This window comes from Oceanidesulfovibrio marinus (assembly GCF_013085545.1).
Classification (GTDB): domain Bacteria; phylum Desulfobacterota; class Desulfovibrionia; order Desulfovibrionales; family Desulfovibrionaceae; genus Oceanidesulfovibrio; species Oceanidesulfovibrio marinus.
In genome coordinates this window covers 2051042-2068324 of the sequence record NZ_CP039543.1, presented here as the reverse complement: position 1 = coordinate 2068324, position 17283 = coordinate 2051042, and the positions used below count along the sequence as shown (strand labels likewise).

The 17283-nt window shown below is 63.2% G+C and carries 10 protein-coding genes; 8 read left to right on the top strand and 2 right to left on the bottom strand.

The genetic code is table 11. The annotated features are described in order from the left end of the window. Positions 1-43 precede the first annotated feature (43 nt). Positions 44-2575: a glycogen/starch/alpha-glucan phosphorylase gene (locus tag E8L03_RS09210; RefSeq protein WP_144233519.1), complete on the top strand. Its 2532-nt coding sequence runs from the start codon at positions 44-46 to the stop codon at positions 2573-2575. A gap of 171 nt (positions 2576-2746) precedes the next feature. Beyond that, positions 2747-4375, top strand: coding sequence for an alginate O-acetyltransferase AlgX-related protein (locus E8L03_RS09205; RefSeq protein ID WP_171267180.1), 1629 nt, complete (start codon positions 2747-2749; stop codon positions 4373-4375). A gap of 45 nt (positions 4376-4420) precedes the next feature. On the opposite strand, the gene E8L03_RS09200 is transcribed toward E8L03_RS09205, so the two are convergent. Then, on the bottom strand, positions 4421-5206 hold the full coding sequence (locus tag E8L03_RS09200) for an MBL fold metallo-hydrolase (RefSeq protein ID WP_171267179.1): 786 nt from the start codon (positions 5204-5206) through the stop codon (positions 4421-4423). 161 nt (positions 5207-5367) lie between these two features. Here E8L03_RS09200 and E8L03_RS09195 point away from each other — a divergent pair, with 161 nt between their 5' ends. The 3 genes from E8L03_RS09195 to E8L03_RS09185 all read left to right on the top strand — a co-directional run bounded on the left by E8L03_RS09195 (position 5368) and on the right by E8L03_RS09185 (position 12513). Next, positions 5368-8454, top strand: coding sequence for an EAL domain-containing protein (locus E8L03_RS09195; protein ID WP_144233522.1), 3087 nt, complete (start codon positions 5368-5370; stop codon positions 8452-8454). A 23-nt stretch (positions 8455-8477) separates the two neighbouring features. After that, positions 8478-9131 carry a response regulator gene (locus E8L03_RS09190; RefSeq protein ID WP_144233523.1) on the top strand — a complete coding sequence of 218 codons (654 nt, stop codon included), beginning with the start codon at positions 8478-8480 and terminating at the stop codon, positions 9129-9131. A gap of 61 nt (positions 9132-9192) precedes the next feature. Next, on the top strand, positions 9193-12513 hold the full coding sequence (locus tag E8L03_RS09185; protein ID WP_171267178.1) for an AsmA family protein: 3321 nt from the start codon (positions 9193-9195) through the stop codon (positions 12511-12513). 164 nt (positions 12514-12677) lie between these two features. On the opposite strand, the gene E8L03_RS09180 is transcribed toward E8L03_RS09185, so the two are convergent. Next, on the bottom strand, positions 12678-13913 hold the full coding sequence (locus tag E8L03_RS09180) for a quaternary amine ABC transporter ATP-binding protein (RefSeq protein ID WP_144233525.1): 1236 nt from the start codon (positions 13911-13913) through the stop codon (positions 12678-12680). 620 nt (positions 13914-14533) lie between these two features. On the opposite strand from E8L03_RS09180, the gene E8L03_RS09175 reads away from it, so the two are divergent. Genes E8L03_RS09175 through E8L03_RS09165 form a run of 3 tightly spaced genes read left to right on the top strand, consistent with a single transcriptional unit; the run spans position 14534 to position 17253 of the window. After that, positions 14534-15070, top strand: a complete 537-nt coding sequence (locus tag E8L03_RS09175) for a chemotaxis protein CheW (protein ID WP_171267177.1) — start codon at positions 14534-14536, stop codon at positions 15068-15070. Beyond that, positions 15067-16611, top strand: coding sequence for a CheR family methyltransferase (locus E8L03_RS09170; RefSeq protein WP_171267176.1), 1545 nt, complete (start codon positions 15067-15069; stop codon positions 16609-16611). The genes E8L03_RS09175 and E8L03_RS09170 overlap by 4 nt, the downstream gene beginning before the upstream one ends. Before the next feature lie 45 nt (positions 16612-16656). Beyond that, positions 16657-17253, top strand: a complete 597-nt coding sequence (locus tag E8L03_RS09165; RefSeq protein WP_171267175.1) for a chemotaxis protein CheW — start codon at positions 16657-16659, stop codon at positions 17251-17253. Positions 17254-17283 lie beyond the last annotated feature (30 nt).

Below are 17283 nucleotides of genomic sequence, written 5' to 3'. Positions count from 1 at the left end.
CGAGAACCTCGCAGCCTCGGCCATACCGCAAGGAGCCGCCGCCATGTCTGAATGGAAACAAAGAGTCGATCTTCCCATACACCCCGATATTTCGGCGGAAAGCTTTCAATGGCGATACTGCCCCCCGTCCGAGGATGATCCTGAAGCGTTAAAGGCGGACGTCATCCGCCATATCGTCTCCACCCTGGGCAGCGACTACGCCCGGAAGAACCACTACAACTACTACTACGGCCTGGCCCTGGCCCTGCGCGACCGCCTGGTGGAGCAGTGGCTGACCACGCAGCGCAGCTACTACGACGAGGAAACCAAGCGGGTGTACTACCTCTCGCTGGAGTACCTGCCCGGCAAGTCGCTGGTGAACAACCTCATCTGTCTGGGGCTGTACCACGCGGCGTACCGCGCCATGGCCGACTTCGGGCTGAACCTCGAAGAGCTGACCGAGGTGGAGTGGGACGCCGGTCTGGGCAACGGCGGCCTGGGACGTCTGGCCTCCTGCTATCTCGACTCCATGGCCACCCTGGGCGTGCCCGGCTATGGCTACGGCATCCGCTACGATTACGGCATGTTCAACCAGGTGATCGAGAACGGGGCCCAGGTGGAAAAGGCCGACAACTGGATGCGCACCTTCAACCCCTGGGAGTTCGACCGCGGCATCAACCTCGTGGAGGTCAAGTTCGGCGGCCGCGTGAAGCGCTGGGTGGACGAGAAGGGCCGGATGCGCAACGAGTGGATTCCGGAAAATCGGGTACGGGCCATGCCGTGCGACACCCTGGTGCCCGGCTACCGCAACCGCCGGACCATCAACATGCGGCTGTGGTCCGCGCGTAGCGACCGCGAGTTCGACCTCTCCTACTTCAACACCGGCGATTACGTGGGCGCCGTGGAGGAAAAGGTCCGCGACGAGAACATCTCCAAGGTGCTCTACCCCAGCGAGGACGTCATCCAGGGCAAGGAGCTGCGGCTCAAGCAGCAGTACTTTTTCGTGGCCGCCTCCCTGCACGACATCGTGCGGCGGTTCAAAAAGAAGAACGACGACTTCAAGGACTTCCCGGACAAGGTGGCCATTCAGCTCAACGACACCCATCCGGCCGTGGCCATTCCGGAGCTGATGCGCCTGCTGGTGGACGTAGAGCTGGTGGACTGGGACACGGCCTGGTCCGTGTGCGAGAAGACCTTTGCCTACACGAACCACACCATTCTGCCGGAAGCGCTGGAAACGTGGCCCGTGGAGCTTTTCGGCCAGGTGCTGCCACGCCATCTGGAGATCATCTACGAGATCAACCGCCGCTTCCTCGAAACCGTGGAGGCGAAGTATGCGAACCTTTCCCGAGCCGAGCTGGACGAGCGCAAGCAGAGGCTCTCGCTCATCGGCGAAGGCAAGCAGAAGCATGTGCGCATGGCCAACCTGGCCATTGTGGGCTCCCACTCCGTGAACGGCGTGGCCGCCCTGCATACCCAGATCCTCAAGGACTCCGTGTTCAAGGACTTTCACGAGCTGTACCCGGACAAGATCAACAACAAGACCAACGGCGTGACTCCCCGGCGCTGGCTGCGGCAGTCCAACCCGCGGCTCACGGGTCTCATCGGCGAGACCCTGAACTCCGAGGCGTTCCTCCGCGATCTCGACCTGATCAAGGAGATCGAGCCCTACGCCGACGACAGCGAGTTCCGCAAACGCTGGGCCGATGTGAAGCGCGCCAACAAGGCGCACCTGCGCGACTATCTGGAACGGCAGATGGGCGTGTCCATCAATCTGGACAGTGTGTTTGACGTCCAGGTGAAGCGCATCCACGAGTACAAGCGCCAGCTGCTCAATGTCCTCCACGTGGTCACGCTGTTCAACCGGATCATCGACAACCCCAATATAGACGTCACGCCGCGCACGGTGCTCTTCGGCGGCAAGGCTGCGCCGGGCTACTTCATGGCCAAGCGCATCATCCGGCTTATCAACGCCGTGGCCGACGTGGTCAACTCCGAGCCGCGGGTGGCGGGCAAGCTCGAAGTGCACTTCATGCCCAACTACCGCGTCTCTCAGGCCGAGGTGGTCATCCCGGCCACGGAGCTCTCGGAGCAGATATCCATGGCCGGCATGGAGGCCTCCGGCACGGGCAACATGAAGTTCGCCATCAACGGCGCCCTGACCATCGGCACCCTGGACGGCGCGACCATCGAGATGGCCGAGCGCATCGGCAAGGAGAACATGTTCCTCTTCGGCAACACGGCCGACGAGATCGTGACGCTCAAGCGCGAGGGCTACAACCCCTGGGCCTATTACGAGAAGGACCTGGAGCTTAAACGGACCCTGGACATGATTGCCGGCGACTTTTTCAGCCGCAACGATCCCGGCCTCTTCCAGCCGCTGGTGGACTCCCTGCTCAGCGGGGGCGACCGCTACTGCCTGCTGGCCGACTACCGCTCCTACATAGAGACACAGGAGCAGGTCACGACGCTGTATCGCGACCAGGATGAGTGGACCCGCCGATCCATTCTGAACACGGCGCGCATGGGCTTCTTCTCCAGCGACCGTTCCATTGCTGAATACGCCAGGAACATCTGGGGCTTACAGGTGCTGTAGCCCATGCCGGAACTTGCCTTGTCAGCAAAGGCGTAACGCGCTATATCTCACCCCCTTCGCCTGTGAAGGGGGCGGAATGCCGCGTGCCTCCTTTCCCTCCCCTTGAAGCATCTCACTATGGTGGCGCCTTCCCTTGCGGATGGCGCCGCATGATTTTCAGGATACCCTTGCATGCTCCGTTCGATTTTCCACCCGAGAACCATATCCATAGCTCTTCTTGCGCTGCTGCCTGTAGCGTTCGTCATCGCCGCGCTGACCGTGTTCGGCCAGTTCTTCACCCAGAACCTCGTGTTCATGCCGCATGTGCGCCCGACGTTCTACGCGGGCATGGCAGGCCTGACCGTGGGCTCTGTGGCCCTCGTGCTTGCCGCGATCCGGCTGATACGCGACTGGCGTTCGTGGTGGGCGGCCGTCAGCCGGCTGGAGAGCTGGTGGCTGTTGCATTTATGGGCGTATGGTTTTCTCGCGGCCGCGATCGTGGCCGGTCTGTGTTTCGAAGCCCTGTTCCAGAACGTCGTGCTCACGGGCACGGTGTTCATGGGACTCTACCTGGCCATACACGGCGTTCTGGCGCTGACGCTCGTCTATGCGCCGGGGTCTCTGTCCAGGCCGCCGCGTCTTCTGCGCCCCGTGGACCGCGTGCTGTCCATAGTCGTAGGCGTCATTTTCGTGGTGGAGTTCGGCATGACACTGCACAGCCAGCTCTTCTTTACCATGGTGTACTGGAACGAGTCGCAGGCGTCGCAGCAGTACATCGAGCAGCAGATGCTCCTCGACAACGTCTACCTGGGCCACAAGTTCAATAAGAACCACTTCTACGACAAGGAGTTCGTGGCCAACTCCGACGGCGACTTCATTATCAACTCCATCACCGGCTCCTTCGGACTGGGCATGGTGCCGCTGCCGTACAACTTCACCTCTGTGGCGGAGCGCGAGCTGCGTGCCGCGTTGAAGAATGACCCGGCAGTGGGACGGGTGGAAGTGCAGAACATGGGTCTTCCCTCGGCAGAGCTGCACGACCTGATCCGTGTCTACAACAACGTGTCCAAGCCCCTGCATCCGGACTTGACGATATACGCCGCGTTCCTCACCAACGACCTCCACGTGGTCGAGCCGGAGGCCCTGCGGCACTCCTATTACCAGAACTGGCGCCTGTATAAGTTCATCGACAAGCTCGTCTCCCCGTACCAGCAGGCGACACCCCGCATTAAGATTGAGCATCCTTTGCGGCTCAACTCTCTGCGGGACGTGCGGATGGACGGCGAGGGAGCGCCCGCGGTTCCGGACTACGTGCTCGATCCCTCCAAGGAGAAGCCCTCGCTGCCGGAGGACATATTTATCCGCCGGGAACTGCAGCGGCTTGTTATCTGCCAGCCGGAGCGGAACAACATTCAGGACATCTACGACATGTACCTGGGCGCGCTCAAGCAGCTCTGGACGGAGGCGCGGCCTAACTTCATCGTTGTGTTCATCCCGGACGAGCTGCAGGTCAACGACGAGTTGTGGAACAAGCTCATGTCCATGGTCGACGACCCGTCCCAGTTTGTGCGGGATTATCCACAGAAGCGTGTGGGCGAGTTCTGCAAGCGGAACGGCATCCCCTATCTGGACCTGCTGCCCGCGCTGCAGGAGGCGCAGAAAAAGCAGCACGTCTACCACCTGCGCGACACCCACTGGAACGCCTGGGGCAACGAGGTGGCCGGCAAGGCCATTGCCAAAAAGGTCCTGGAGTTCGAAGGGTGGAAAGAAGCGCCTCCGAGCGAGACGCGGAACGGCGCCAGCGCGTCGGCCACCCAGTAGGCATCTGAAGACGCCGTCGCTTTTCTGCGGCGGCGTTTTTTCATCTCAGATTCTGCACATGCAGCCGGGCTGCGGCGCAAAGGCGTGCACGTCGCCGGCGGTGTTGAGCATACGCTCGATCTCGTCGTACCTGCCGTGGCGAACGCTGCGCGCGATATGGACCAGCGCCAGGCGGTGGGCCCCGGCCTGCCTGGCCAGCTCGATGCTTCGCTCCACAGAGCCGTGCCCGGTCACGCCGTCGGGATCGCTTCCGATGTCCAGAAAATAAGACTCCTGCGCCAGCAGGTCCGCGCCTTTAGCCAGGGTGGCGCTCTCCGGGCTTGGAGCGCCGTCGCCGCTGTAGCATAAGACCTTGCCCTCGCGCTCCAGACGGATAGCGAGGTTGAGCAGGCCGTGCCGGCTGGGTGCGAAGCGGAAGCGCCACTGGTCCATGTCAAGCTGCACGCCGGGCGCGCTCCGGGTGTAGACGATGGGGAAAGGCAGCTTGGCGTAGGAGCCGGGGTAGGCCAGCTCATAGGCGGCAGGAACGGCGTCGGCCGCGCCGTCCGGTCCCAGGATAGTCAGACGGGTGGTTCGGCCGTCCTCGCCCAGTCTGTGCAGCAGCCAGGGCAGGCCCAGAAAGTGATCACCGTGCAGATGGGTGATGGCGATGGCGGAAAGGCCGTCGGCGCGCAGACCGGCCGGAGCGTGGAGATAAAACGCGGCTGCCGCCGTAAAACCGCAGTCCAGCAGCACTGCGTCGGAATCGAGGCTGTCCGGCATGGCAAGCAGGGAGGTGTTGGCCAGATGTTCGTCGAACGCCTCGCCCACGCCAAGGAAGATGACCCGCATGGCAGCTGCCTCCATGACGCCGGCCGGCGTCCACTAATTTGTACACGAGCCGGAGAGTGGCCTGGTCATGTATTTGCCATACCAGCGTGGTTTCCGCTACCATGCGACGGCCCGCCGTAATGCGTGACAGAGCAGCGCTATCGCGGTAACACGGAGCGGCAATGGATCCGGAATTCAGACAATCCAAAAATATGGACAACTCCGAAGCCGGCGGTCCGGGATGGCAGGCTGCTCCGGCGGTGCGAGGGCAGCGCGAATCCATGGACGAAGATCCATGGACAAGCCGTTCGCGCTTGTTCCACAAGACGCTGCTTTTCATGATTGTCGTGTTCGGGGTCATTGCCACCGTCAGCTCGTTGTTGACGGCGTTCCTGCTGGATTCCAGGCTGACGGACGAGTACGAGAGCAAGGCCATCGCCCTGGCTGGCAGCCTCGCGGAATCGGACATCGACAAGATCCTGGCGCGCGACGCCGCCATGGTGCAGGCGCGTATCGACCAGTATCTTCACATCGAGGGCGTTTCCTACGTCCTGGTTACCGACAACAAGGGCGAGGTCCTCGCCCACACCTTTGCGCCAAAGGTGCCGCAGCCCATCGTGGAGCTGTACACCTCCCTGACTCAGCGCAAGGATCTGGCCCTGGAGCCCCACTTGGAGATAATCAAGGTGGGCGATTCCTCGTACATACACGCCGCCTATCCCATTCTCGCCGGCGTGGGAGGTTGGGTCCATATCGGCATGGACCACAGCCGAATAACCGACTACATCCGCAGCGGCATCTACCGCTATCAGATAGCCACGCTCCTTGTTTTCCTGTCCAGCGTGGCCGTGGCCTTCCTGTTCACGCGCAACATCTCCAAGCCTCTTATCCGTCTGGCGGAGTACGCAAAACGCGTGGCCGCCCACGACTTCAACTCGCGCATCGAGATCCGCTCCAACGACGAGGTCGGCATGCTCTCGCGGTCCATGCAGTCCATGGCCGACGATCTTGCGGAGCTTTTCGACGAGCTCGAGGCTCGGGTGGAGCACGCCACCAACGAGCTCCAGGAAACGCTCACCTATCTGTCCGCAATCATGAACAACATGGCCAACGGCCTGCTCGTGTGCGACCAGGAAGGCAACATCACCCGCTACAACCCCGTGCTGCTCAATATGTTCGGGCTCTCGTCAGCGGACATCGAAAGCCGCACCGTGAGCAAGCTTTTGGGTGAGGACTTCGGCCGTCTCGTGGCCTGCCAGGACGCGGACAGCAGCAGGGGGCCGCAGCGCGGCAACAGGGAGATCGAGGTCGTGCGCAGCGATGGCGAGCTGATCCCCGTAGAGGTGACCATCTCCACGGTGAGCATCGGCGCAACCATGAGCGTTATCTGCATCGTGCGCGATATCACGGACCGCCGCCAGGCCGAGGAGACCACCCGCCGCACCCACGAGCTGCTGGAGCAGAAGGTGGAGGAACGAACCATCGAGCTGCGCCGCGCCAATGTCCAGCTCAAGCTGGAGGCGGCGGAACGCTCCGTGGTGGGCGAGGCCCTGCGCAAGGCCGAGGCCAAGTACCGCGCCATCTTCGAGAACGCCATCGAGGGCATCTACCAGACCACGCCCGAGGGCTGCATCCTCAGTGCAAACCCGGCCCTGGGGCGCATTTTCGGCTATGAGAGCCCGGACGAGTTCATCGGCTCGGTCTCGGACATCCACAGCCAGCTTTACGTGGAGCCCAAGGCCCGGGGCAAGTTCCTGGAGGCAATCGAACGCGACGGCGAGATCAAGGACTTCGTCTCCGAGGTTCGCAGAAAGGACGGCAGCATCATCTGGGTCTCGGAGAATGCGCGCAAGGTTGTGGATAAGAATGGTGAGACGCTCTACTATGAGGGCTCGTTGGAAGACATTACCCTGCGCAAGGCAACGGAAAGCGAGCTCAAGCACCAGGCCTTCCACGACCAGCTCACCAATCTGCCGAACAGGATGCTCTTTCTCGACCATCTGCACATGGCCCTGGAACGCTCCAAACGACGGAAAGGCTATCTGTTCGCGGTGCTCTACCTCGACCTTGACCGCTTCAAGATCATCAACGACAGCCTGGGCCACGACATTGGCGACGATCTCCTGGCCTCGGTGGCGGCCATTCTGCAGGAAAGCATCCGGGGCATGGATACTGTGGCGCGTTTTGGCGGCGACGAGTTCGCCATCCTGCTGGAAGACATCGACGCCCCCAGGGAGGCTGTGAAGATCGCCCGCCGGATTCTCAAGGACATCTCCACGCCGTTCCACCTCAAGGGGCACGAGGTCTTCACCTCCGCCTCCATCGGCATCGTCCTGGTCACGGAAGGGTACGAGCGGGCGGAGTCCATTCTGCGCGATGCGGACACGGCCATGTACCGCGCCAAGGAGCATGGAAAGTCCCGCTTCAAGGTGTTCAACCAGCGCATGCATGAGGAAGCCCTGCGTACGCTGGAGCTGGAGACCGATCTGCGCAAGGCCTCGGACTCCCGCGAGTTGTTCGTCTACTACCAGCCCATCGTGGACCTGGAGAACGAAACCATCGCCGGGTTCGAGGCGTTGCTGCGCTGGAAGCATTCGCGGCTTGGCTTCATCGGCCCGGATGAGTTCATTCCGCTGGCCGAAGACACGGGGCTTATCTTCTCCATCGGCCGGGATGTCCTGGCCAACGCCTGCGCCGACGCCATCCGCTGGGGTCAGCTCATCGCTTCCAGATACGGACGCGACGCCAGGGCACCCCATGTGAGCGTGAATATCTCGGGCAAGCAGCTCATGCAGCCGCTGCTCATCGGTGAGGTGGAGTCCATCCTGGAAGAGTCCGGGCTGGAGCCCGGCCGGCTCAAGCTGGAGATCACCGAGAACGTGCTCATGGAGCACATCACCCTGGCCGAGGGCATGCTCGCGCGGCTCAGGCGCATCGGCATCGGCCTTTCCATGGACGACTTCGGAACAGGCTACTCATCGCTGTCCTATCTGCGGCAGTTCCCCATAGACACCATCAAAATCGACAAGGACTTCATCTCCGCGGCCATCACCGACAAGGAGAGCGAAGCCATCGTCTCGACGGTCGTCACCCTGGGTCGATCCCTGGGGCTCGATGTCATTGCCGAGGGGGTGGAGACGCCGGAGCATCTTGCCCTGCTGCGGATGCACGGCTGCCGGTATGCGCAGGGCTACCTCTTCTCCAAGCCGGTACCGCCGGCGGAGGCGGAAGCCATGCTGCTTGAGGGATTCGCCTCCCTCACCGTTTGAAGCACTGCGAATAAGGAGGAAATATGGCCAACATTCTCGTGGTGGACGATAAATTCATGGACGGTCGTGCACTTGTGCGTCAACTGGACGAGCTGGGGCACGGCACGAACCACGTGGTCTCCCAGGGGCAGGCGCTGGACGCGGTTGCGGACGGCGGGTTCGACTACGTGTTTCTGGATCTGACCCTGCCCGACGGCGACGGCGTGGAGGCTGTCCCGGAGATTCGCGGCAGCGGCGCCGCCGTGATCATACTGCTGGAAGGGCCCCTGGAGGAGCTGGACGCCGAGGCCGCCGGCCGCTTGGAGAGTCTGGGCGAGATGGCCTATGTCCTGAAGCCTCTGGATCAGGATGAGATCGCCGCCGCCCTGGAGAAAGCGGATGCGTGCCGCGGCAACAGCACTCCCCAGCCTGAGGTCGCACCGGCGCCGGCTGCCGAGGAAAAGACGGCCGCACCCCGGCCGCAGGCCGAAGGGACGGAAGCTGCGGAATCAGCCATTGGCGAGAGAAAGCTTCCCAAACGTTTGCCCAAGCTGAAGAGCTACCGCGATCAGACGGAGAAGCGGTATCTTAAGCGCCTGCTTAAGGATTCTAAAGGCAATGTTAAGAAGGCCGTGGCCATTGCCGGAATCTCTCGCGCCAGCTATTACAATCTTTTGAAGAAGCACGGCTTGAACTAGCCGCCATCTTAACAACTCACCTGGACTGCGGACCCGCCGCAGTCCCGTATCGGCGTCGTGGATGATTCGTAGAATACTTTTGGGTCTGTGCCTGAGCTTCGCCTTACTGGTCACGCTCGCCGCCCTCGTTCTCGTGCTGCAGGATGGCAACGAGTACCGGGACAAGGTGGAGGGCTGGCTCTCTACTCAGGTGGGCAGCGACGTACGCATCCAGGGCGACCTCAACCTTTCCATTTATCCGTGGCTGGGCTTGCGCGTGGAGGCCGTGAAGGTGGCGAACCCCCAGGGCTTCGGCGCCGGGTCCTTCATCCGCGCCAGAAGCGCCGTGGTGCGCATGCGGCTGGGGCCGCTCCTGCGGCGCAGGGAGATCGTGCTCGACCGGCTGGTGCTTGACCATCCTGTCATCGAGCTGCGGCGCAAGGCCGACGGGCGGAGCAACTGGCTGCCGCTCATGAAGCGCCTGGGCATGGCGGTGGAGGAGTCGCCGCCGTCGCTGGTGCAGGGTGAGCCGGGCAGACCGCACCGGGCCATGCCGGAGCGTGGCTGGACCCTGCGCGCCGAGCGCATGCGCGGCATCAGCATTATGGGCGGAACCGTGGGATACCTTGACGAGGCCACCGGCGAGACCCTGCTCCTGGACCGATTCTCGCTGGAGACCGGCCCGGGCATCGAGTTTGATTACAAGGTGCGCTTCAGGGTGGAGGAATCGACCAGCGGGCTGTCCGGCGAGATCGCTTTGAAAGGCGAGTGCGCGCTCGATCCGGCCAAGCCTTCGCTCAAGACCACGGGAGCCACGTTCACCTTTGATGGCTCCGTGCCCATTGGTGAGGAGCGCCTGGCCGGCAAGGTCTCCGGCGTATTCAATTTTGATACCGCCGCAGGCCTGGTATCGCTGGAAAACGGCGTGGTGGACACCGGGCTGGCCCATGTGGAGTTCTCCGTGCACGCCCCCTTGCCCGTGGGCATGTTGCCCGTCAGCGGGCAGGTGAACATCGCGGTGCGTGATACCGGCATTCTCAGCCGGCTGTGGCGCGATATGATTACGGACGGCGAGCTGCAGTACGTGCAGGGGCTCAAGCTGCGCGCTCAATACCGATTCGACGAGAAGCGCGTGCAGCTGGAAGAGCTGCAGGTCGAGCTGGCGGACATGGCTGCCCACGGGCGCGGCGAGCTGCTGCTGGGCGATGTGCCGTCGGCGTCGTTGCTGCTCTCCACGGGTACCTTGGCGCTGGAGGATCTCTTCGGCGGTGAAAGCGGCATGCCCGAGTGGCTGCAGGCGTTGCTGGACAAGGGGACCGCGCCGGCCATAGCTCCGCTCGGCGCTGTGCGGCTGAACATCGGCGCCGACAAGGTCTCCGGTTATGGGCTGGACCTGAACGACGTGTCCATGGATGTGGACATGGATGGGAAAGATGTGCGGCTGGAGGCTGATGCGAAGAACGTTTTCGGCGGATCGGTTCACGCCAAATGGGATGTGCGGCCGGGCGAGGCGGCGCTGGAGGGCTCGGTGGAGTCCCTCAGCCTGGCGCAGCTTGGCGGCAATCTGCGTGAAAACAAGCTTCTGACCGGAGCAGAACCGTTCCCGACCGGAACCCTGAGCTGCGGAGTCCACGCCAAGGGAGCCTCGGTTCGGGACCTGCTGGAATCGGGCGGCGTAGAGCTTTCCGGCCGGATCGTGAACGGCGGCATGGCTGTTGCGAACGGCGCGTGGCAGTCCGCCTGGTCGGCCCTGGAGCTCACCTTGAGCCGCGGCCGAAGCAATGGCAAGGCGGGTGCTTTCTCGCTGCTGGCCACGGCGAACGGGGTCAAGGCGTGGCCCATCGGTGAGGTGGATGACGCCGGCAACGGACCGTCGCCGTACCGCGTGCAGACGATGCGGCTGGATGTCGACGGCGTGTTGCAGAAGGAGAAGGGCGGCCGCCTGGGCCTTGGCGACACCAAGTACGAGCTCACGGCCAAGGGCGAGAAGGGCGAGTGGTCCCTGCCGGGCACCAAGCGCCTGCTCCAGGGATTGGGTACGCTCAACCTAAAAAGTTACGGCCAGATCCGGCTCGACACGGCGGCAAGGCGGCTCACGGTATCCGCCATGACCACGGAAGGCTTTGGCCTGCTTCTGAAGAGCCGCGGAACCCTGGACTACGGCGAGGCGTGGAAGCTCCAGGCCTCGCTGAACCTACCGGAGTTCGCGCCGCGCGTGTGCATGACCTATCTCGGCGTGGAGCCTCCCGCCAACCTGGAGCCCGGGGTCCTTTCGGCGTGCCTGGTGCAGGCCAAGGTGGAGGCCAAGCCGGGCTGGCTCCGCTTCAAGGACCTCAACCTGCGCCTCGACGAGAGCGTGGCCAACGGCGAGTTCACCCTGTCCGAAAGCGGCGAGGTCGGCTCGAAATGGGCGCTTAGCTTCGATCTGAGCCTCGACGCCGTGGACGCGGACAGCTACCTCTTCGGCCATCCGCACCCGCAGCAGAAGGCGGCTCCCAGCAAGCCCACCCAATGGGACCTCGACTGGCTCAAGAAGCTGCGCAGCCGCGGCCGGTTGCGCATCCGGGAGCTGGAGCTCTTCGACCTCTACTACCAGGACGTGGATCTGATCCTGGAGACGCACAACGCCAGCTTCTCGCTGGAGCCGTTTACCGCCAGCTTCTACAACGGCAAGCTCCGCCTGGGCATCCACGGCGAGGTCGCCGACACCCTGGCCATGGTCGTGGACCTGGAGCTGGAGAAGTTCGATCTGTTCCAGGTGTTGATGAAGCTGGGCGATGTGGACCAGATGGGCGGCGAGACCAGCATTGTCATGCACATGACGAGCACCGGGCTCTCCTCGGCGCAGCACCTGCGCACCCTCTCGGGCGGGGGCGACGTCATGGTCAGGAACGGGTTCTACGCCTACTTCCGCGAGACGACTCCGGATACGAGCAACGCGGCGCAGAGGAGCCCGTTGAAAAGCCTTTCCGAAAAGAAGTCGGAACCTGTGAAGCCGAAAAGGGAGCGGGTGGTCATCCCGGTGAGCTCGGCGCACGCTACCATCCAGATACAGGACGGCATCTTCCGCAACAGCGACTTCATCGCCAAAGGCGACTCCATGACGGCCAAGGGCTCGGGAACCATGAACATCCCCCTGGCCCTGCTGGACTACACCATCATGGTGGACGCCAAGGTGATCCCGGAGTTTCCCATCATCATCCAGGGCCCCCTGGACGACCCGGCCGTGGAGCAGGGCGGGGTGGGGTTTGTGGAGACCATCTTCACCACCTTCCGCAATATCCTGACCCTTCCGTTTTCGGCAATGGACGCCATATCGAAGCAGGCGCGCCAGCTCAAGCAGGGGCTGAGAACCCCGAAGACGGAGCAGGCCCCGGCCGGGAGCACGCCGGCGGATCAATAGCCGAAACGGCCGTGCCTTTTTCGGACGATCCGGGCCGGCTTATGCCGCGTGATTCCTGTGATCTGACCGCGGGCGGAGCGCCGGCCCTTCTTCCCTATGAAAAAGCGCCCGCCGGGCCGGAGCCTGACGGGCGCATGTAGTAGAATGGTGCTGCAAGGAAGCGGCTATGCGGCCGACTCCTCTTTTTCCTCTTCCTCGCCCACTTTCTCCACGGCGCGGCCGCGTTCGGCAATGGCGCCAAGCAGGGTGCCGCGGACGATGACGCCCTTGAGGTAGCCGTCGTCGTCCACAACGGGCAGGGGATGCGGCAGGTCGTAGATGATCTGGATGAGGTCCTGAGCCGGCAGGTCCGGGGGCACGGTCTTGCAGTCCGTGCAGATGACGCTCTTGATGTCGCGTGCTCCGAGCTCCACCTGCCGTGCGCATTCCTCCGCGGAAACGATGCCGGCGTACTTGTGTTCGTTGTCTAGCACGAAGAGTGAGGAGAGGCCTGCCTTCTTCATCTTGCGCAGAGCGGTGCGCGGGCCGTCCTGGCCCAGGTAGACCACGTCGTGCACTTTCTTCATCACCGACTCGGCGTAGAGCACCTTGGTGATGTCCACCTCTTCCACAAAGCGGGCCACGTACTCGGTGGACGGGTTGGTGAGGATGTCCTCCGGAGCGCCGACCTGGACGATGGCGCCGTCCTTCATGAGCACGATGCGGTCGCCAAGCTTGAGCGCCTCGTCGAGGTCGTGGCTGATGAAAACGATGGTCTTGCGCATCTTCTGCTGCAGGTCCACCAGCTCGTCCTGCATGTCGCGGCGGATCAGCGGGTCCAGGGCGGAGAACGCCTCGTCCATCAGCAGGATGTCGGGGTCCAGGGCCAGGGCGCGGGCCAGGCCCACGCGCTGCTGCATGCCGCCGGAGAGCTGCCGCGGCAGGGCGTCTTCCCAGCCGGCCAGGCCCACCTGGGCCAGGGAGTTGTCCGCGCGCTCGTTGCGCTCATCCAGGGATACGTTCTGGATCTCGAGGCCGTAGGCGGCGTTCTGCCGCACGGTGCGGTGCGGGAAGAGGGCGAAGTTCTGGAAGACCATGCCGAGCTTCTTCTGGCGCATGAGCCGCAGGGACTCGCCGTCAAGGGCGGTGACATCCTCGCCGTCGATGTAGACTTTGCCGGACGTGGGCTCGATAAGCCGGTTGATGCAGCGGACCAGGGTGGACTTGCCGCTGCCGGAAAGGCCCATGACCACGACGATCTCGCCCTGCTTGACGTCAAAAGAGGCGTTGTTCACGCCTACGCTCAGTTTGGCTTCCTTGAAGATTTCATCCTTGCCTTTCCCTTTCTGAAGCATGGGAATAGCACGTTCGGGCGCATGCCCGAAGATCTTGTACAGGTTCTCGATCCGTATTTTCGTCATAAATGTTCTACTCGCTGGTAAAGGCGTATTCGGCGGGGATGTGTTCAACGCGGCGACTCGCCGGTTCCTCCGGGGACCAGCTTCCCGCCCGTGAGATATGGCAGGCGTGTTCGATGTCGCAATTCAACTACCCTAACACACCCCAAATATCTGTCAAATCAACGCGTTTTCAGGGGCATGCAGGGGAATTCCTCGTATTATACATGAAAATTGAAGGCGTTTGGAGGCAATATACAAGAAGTACCCGAACATTCTCCATTTGCGCTATTCCACATTGCTTCGCACGCAGTCGCCGGAAGATTCGTAGCGCCATCACCCCGGGGAAGGTGGCAACCCCATACGCGTCATGACGATTGTCTATGAATAAGCAACGAAAAATGGTAGGAAATAGCCGGAATGCCAGCATGACGGCCCTGCCCGTCTGCCATGCGCTCGCGGAAGACAACCGCATAATGCTGTCAAAGCCGCGGCTGATACGGCGTCGGCGGTCCGGGCAAGCCCTCCCCGGAGCACCATCGCCCAGTGCCCGGCCGGGCGGAAAAGCTTGACCGCCCCGGAAAAATCACATGATAAGAGAATGTGTTGGGGGGAGTGGAGCCTCGGTTCCACGACACTGCGGAATGAAGCACACATATCTTTCCATATCCTTTGGCGAACATACCCTGGCGCTGCCGCTCGTGGAGGTGCACAAGGTGGCGCGCATGGTTTCCATAACGCCCGTGGGCGAAGCAGCGCCCCGCGGCATGCTGGGCGTGGTCAACCTGGGCGGACGGGTCGTCCCGGTGTTCGATCCCCGCAGTCGTCTCGGGCTCCCTTCCAAGGCCATGGACGCCTCGGACCAGCTTGTTTTCGTCTCGGCGGGTGATCGCCTGATAGCCCTCTGGGTGGACGAGGCGGGCGACGTGTTCCGCGCCGTGATTCCTGAAGATTCCGAAGCGCAGGGCTCTGCCCCGGAACCACGCATCGCCCCCGGCGAATCCGTGTGGAAGGAGCTGCACGGCGTGGCCGGCATTGTTACCCTGGAGGACGGCCTGGTGGTCATTCAGGATATGGACGCCTTTCTCAGCCAGGAGGAGGCGCAACTGCTGGACGCCGCGCTGGATGCTCTCGACATGGGAGATGCCGGACATGGCGCCGACAACGAAGTGAGCCGGTGACGAACGTTCAATCATCCGACGCAATAGCCAGGCTAGCCAACCTGGTGCTGGACCGATGGGGCCTCCTGTACCCCAGGGAACGGCACAGGGATCTGAGTCGCGGCGTGGACGCCGCGGCCAAGGCCCTCGGCCTTCCCACCGCAACCTTCCTGAAAATGATTCTGGGCGATCCGGCCAACCGGAGCCGCGACAAGCTGCTGTCCATTCTTGTGGATAAGCTGACCGTGGGCGAGAGCTACTTTTTCCGGGAGCCGCGCAGCATGCAGGCCCTGGACGAAAGCATCCTGCCGGAACTTCTGCGCGAAAAGTCGCTGCGCGGCGACAACAGCCTGCGACTCTGGAGCGCGGGCTGCGCCACCGGCGAGGAGCCGTATACGCTGTCCATTCTGTTGGACAGGTTGTTCGCCCGTCTTGGCGAGTCCCCGGAAGCCTGGAGCGTGGAGATTATCGCCACGGACATCAACAGGGATTTTCTGCGGCGCGCACGCGAAGGCGTGTACCGGGAGTGGTCGTTCCGCGCGGCCCCGCCGTGGCTCAAGGACCAGTACTTCGAGAAGACCGAGGACAACCGCTGGCGGGTTGTGGACACCGTCCGCGACAGGATACGCTTCTCCACGTTCAACCTATGTGGGAACGACAGCGCTCCGGCCTCCGGCGACCGCATGGACGTGATCCTCTGCCGCAACGTGCTCATCTACCTTGCGCCGGATAAGATGCAGCAGGTCCTGCGGCGCATCCGCGGCAATCTCACGGCCGAGGGCTGGTTCATCACCAGCCCCACCGAATCCTCCCACGTGCTGGAGACCAGAATTTTCACGCCGTGCCGCGCGCTGGATATGCTGGCGTTCTGCAAGTTCGAACGGGATGGGGCCGGCCTGGACTCGTCCACGGAGGAGCGTTCCCTTTCTGGCTCCGCTCCGCGGGAGTACGCCGAGCCCCAGACCCTGGCGTATGATGACGTCGGCCAGGCGCCTCTGTCGTACGACGATGAGGAGCCGGTGGCGGTCATACCGGAACCGGCCGAGCTGGAGCCGGAGCAACTGCTCATAGAGGCGGGAGTGGCCATTGCCCAGGGCGACCCGGAGCAGGCCGAGGCGTATGGCCGCGAGTATCTGGAGCGGTACGGCGGGGCGCGGTTCGAATCCCGGGCCCGGGCCAAGTCGATCGTTGCGCAGTCTCTTGCCAGCCGTGGCCGGCTGGAGGAGGCGCAGGAGTGGGCCTCGGCCGCCGTGGAGGACGAGCCCATGAACCCGGAGCTGCGCTACCACCATGCGCTGGTGCTGCAGGAGCTGGGGCGGAACGACGAGGCCGTCGCGAACATGGAGCGCGCCCTGTACCTGAACCAGTCCCTGGCCATGGCGCACTTCTCCCTGGGGCTCATGGCGCGTAGTCAGGGCGATACGGCCAGCGCCCAGCGCCACTTCAGCAGGTTGCTCGGCGTGCTGGGAGATATGGGCGAGGACGCGGTGGTCCCCCTTTCCGAAGGCATGTCTGCAGCGCGATTGCGGGAACTCGTTGAAAGCTTGCTCCTAAGCCGTTAAGAAGAAATATGAAACGTGGGAATAGTGCAACAGGATAGACAGGACGTGGCGGAAGCAAACACCATTATATGCGTCGGGGGCAGCGACGAGGACGCGCTGCGGCGCCGGGCCACGGAGCTTGCCAAGCCGGCGGCCACGAACGTTGCCGATTTGCGCGACGAGTGGGGCGATGTCCTGCTTGTCCGTGTGGGCATGGACAACCTCTGTCTGCCCACCCACTACGTGCAGGAGGTGGCGGTGCTCGACAACCCGCTGCCGCTGCCGGGGCTTCCGGACTTCTACACCGGCGTGGCCAGCCTGCGCAGCCGCATCTACGCCGTCATCGACGCCGCGCGGCTCTTCGGCCTGAGCCGGTCCAGAGACGCATCGGCGCCGGCAGGCGTCGTGCAGGGCGTGATCGTACAGGGACCGGACCCCGAGTCCCCGGCCACGGAGTTTGCCCTGGCCGTGGATGCGGTGGAGGGCGTCTTCAGCGTCAAGGCGAGAAACGTCTCGGCGGTGCCGGAGGGCGTGGCGGATCGGCTGGCGCCCTATGCCTACGCCCTGGTAGAGGTCACCGCGGGCCACGGCCTGGTGCTCGACATGCCGACGCTGCTTGCCGACAAGACATTGCGCGCGGACATCGCGCAGAAAGGCGCCTGAGCCTGGAGCTCCGTGCGCGGACATACGTTA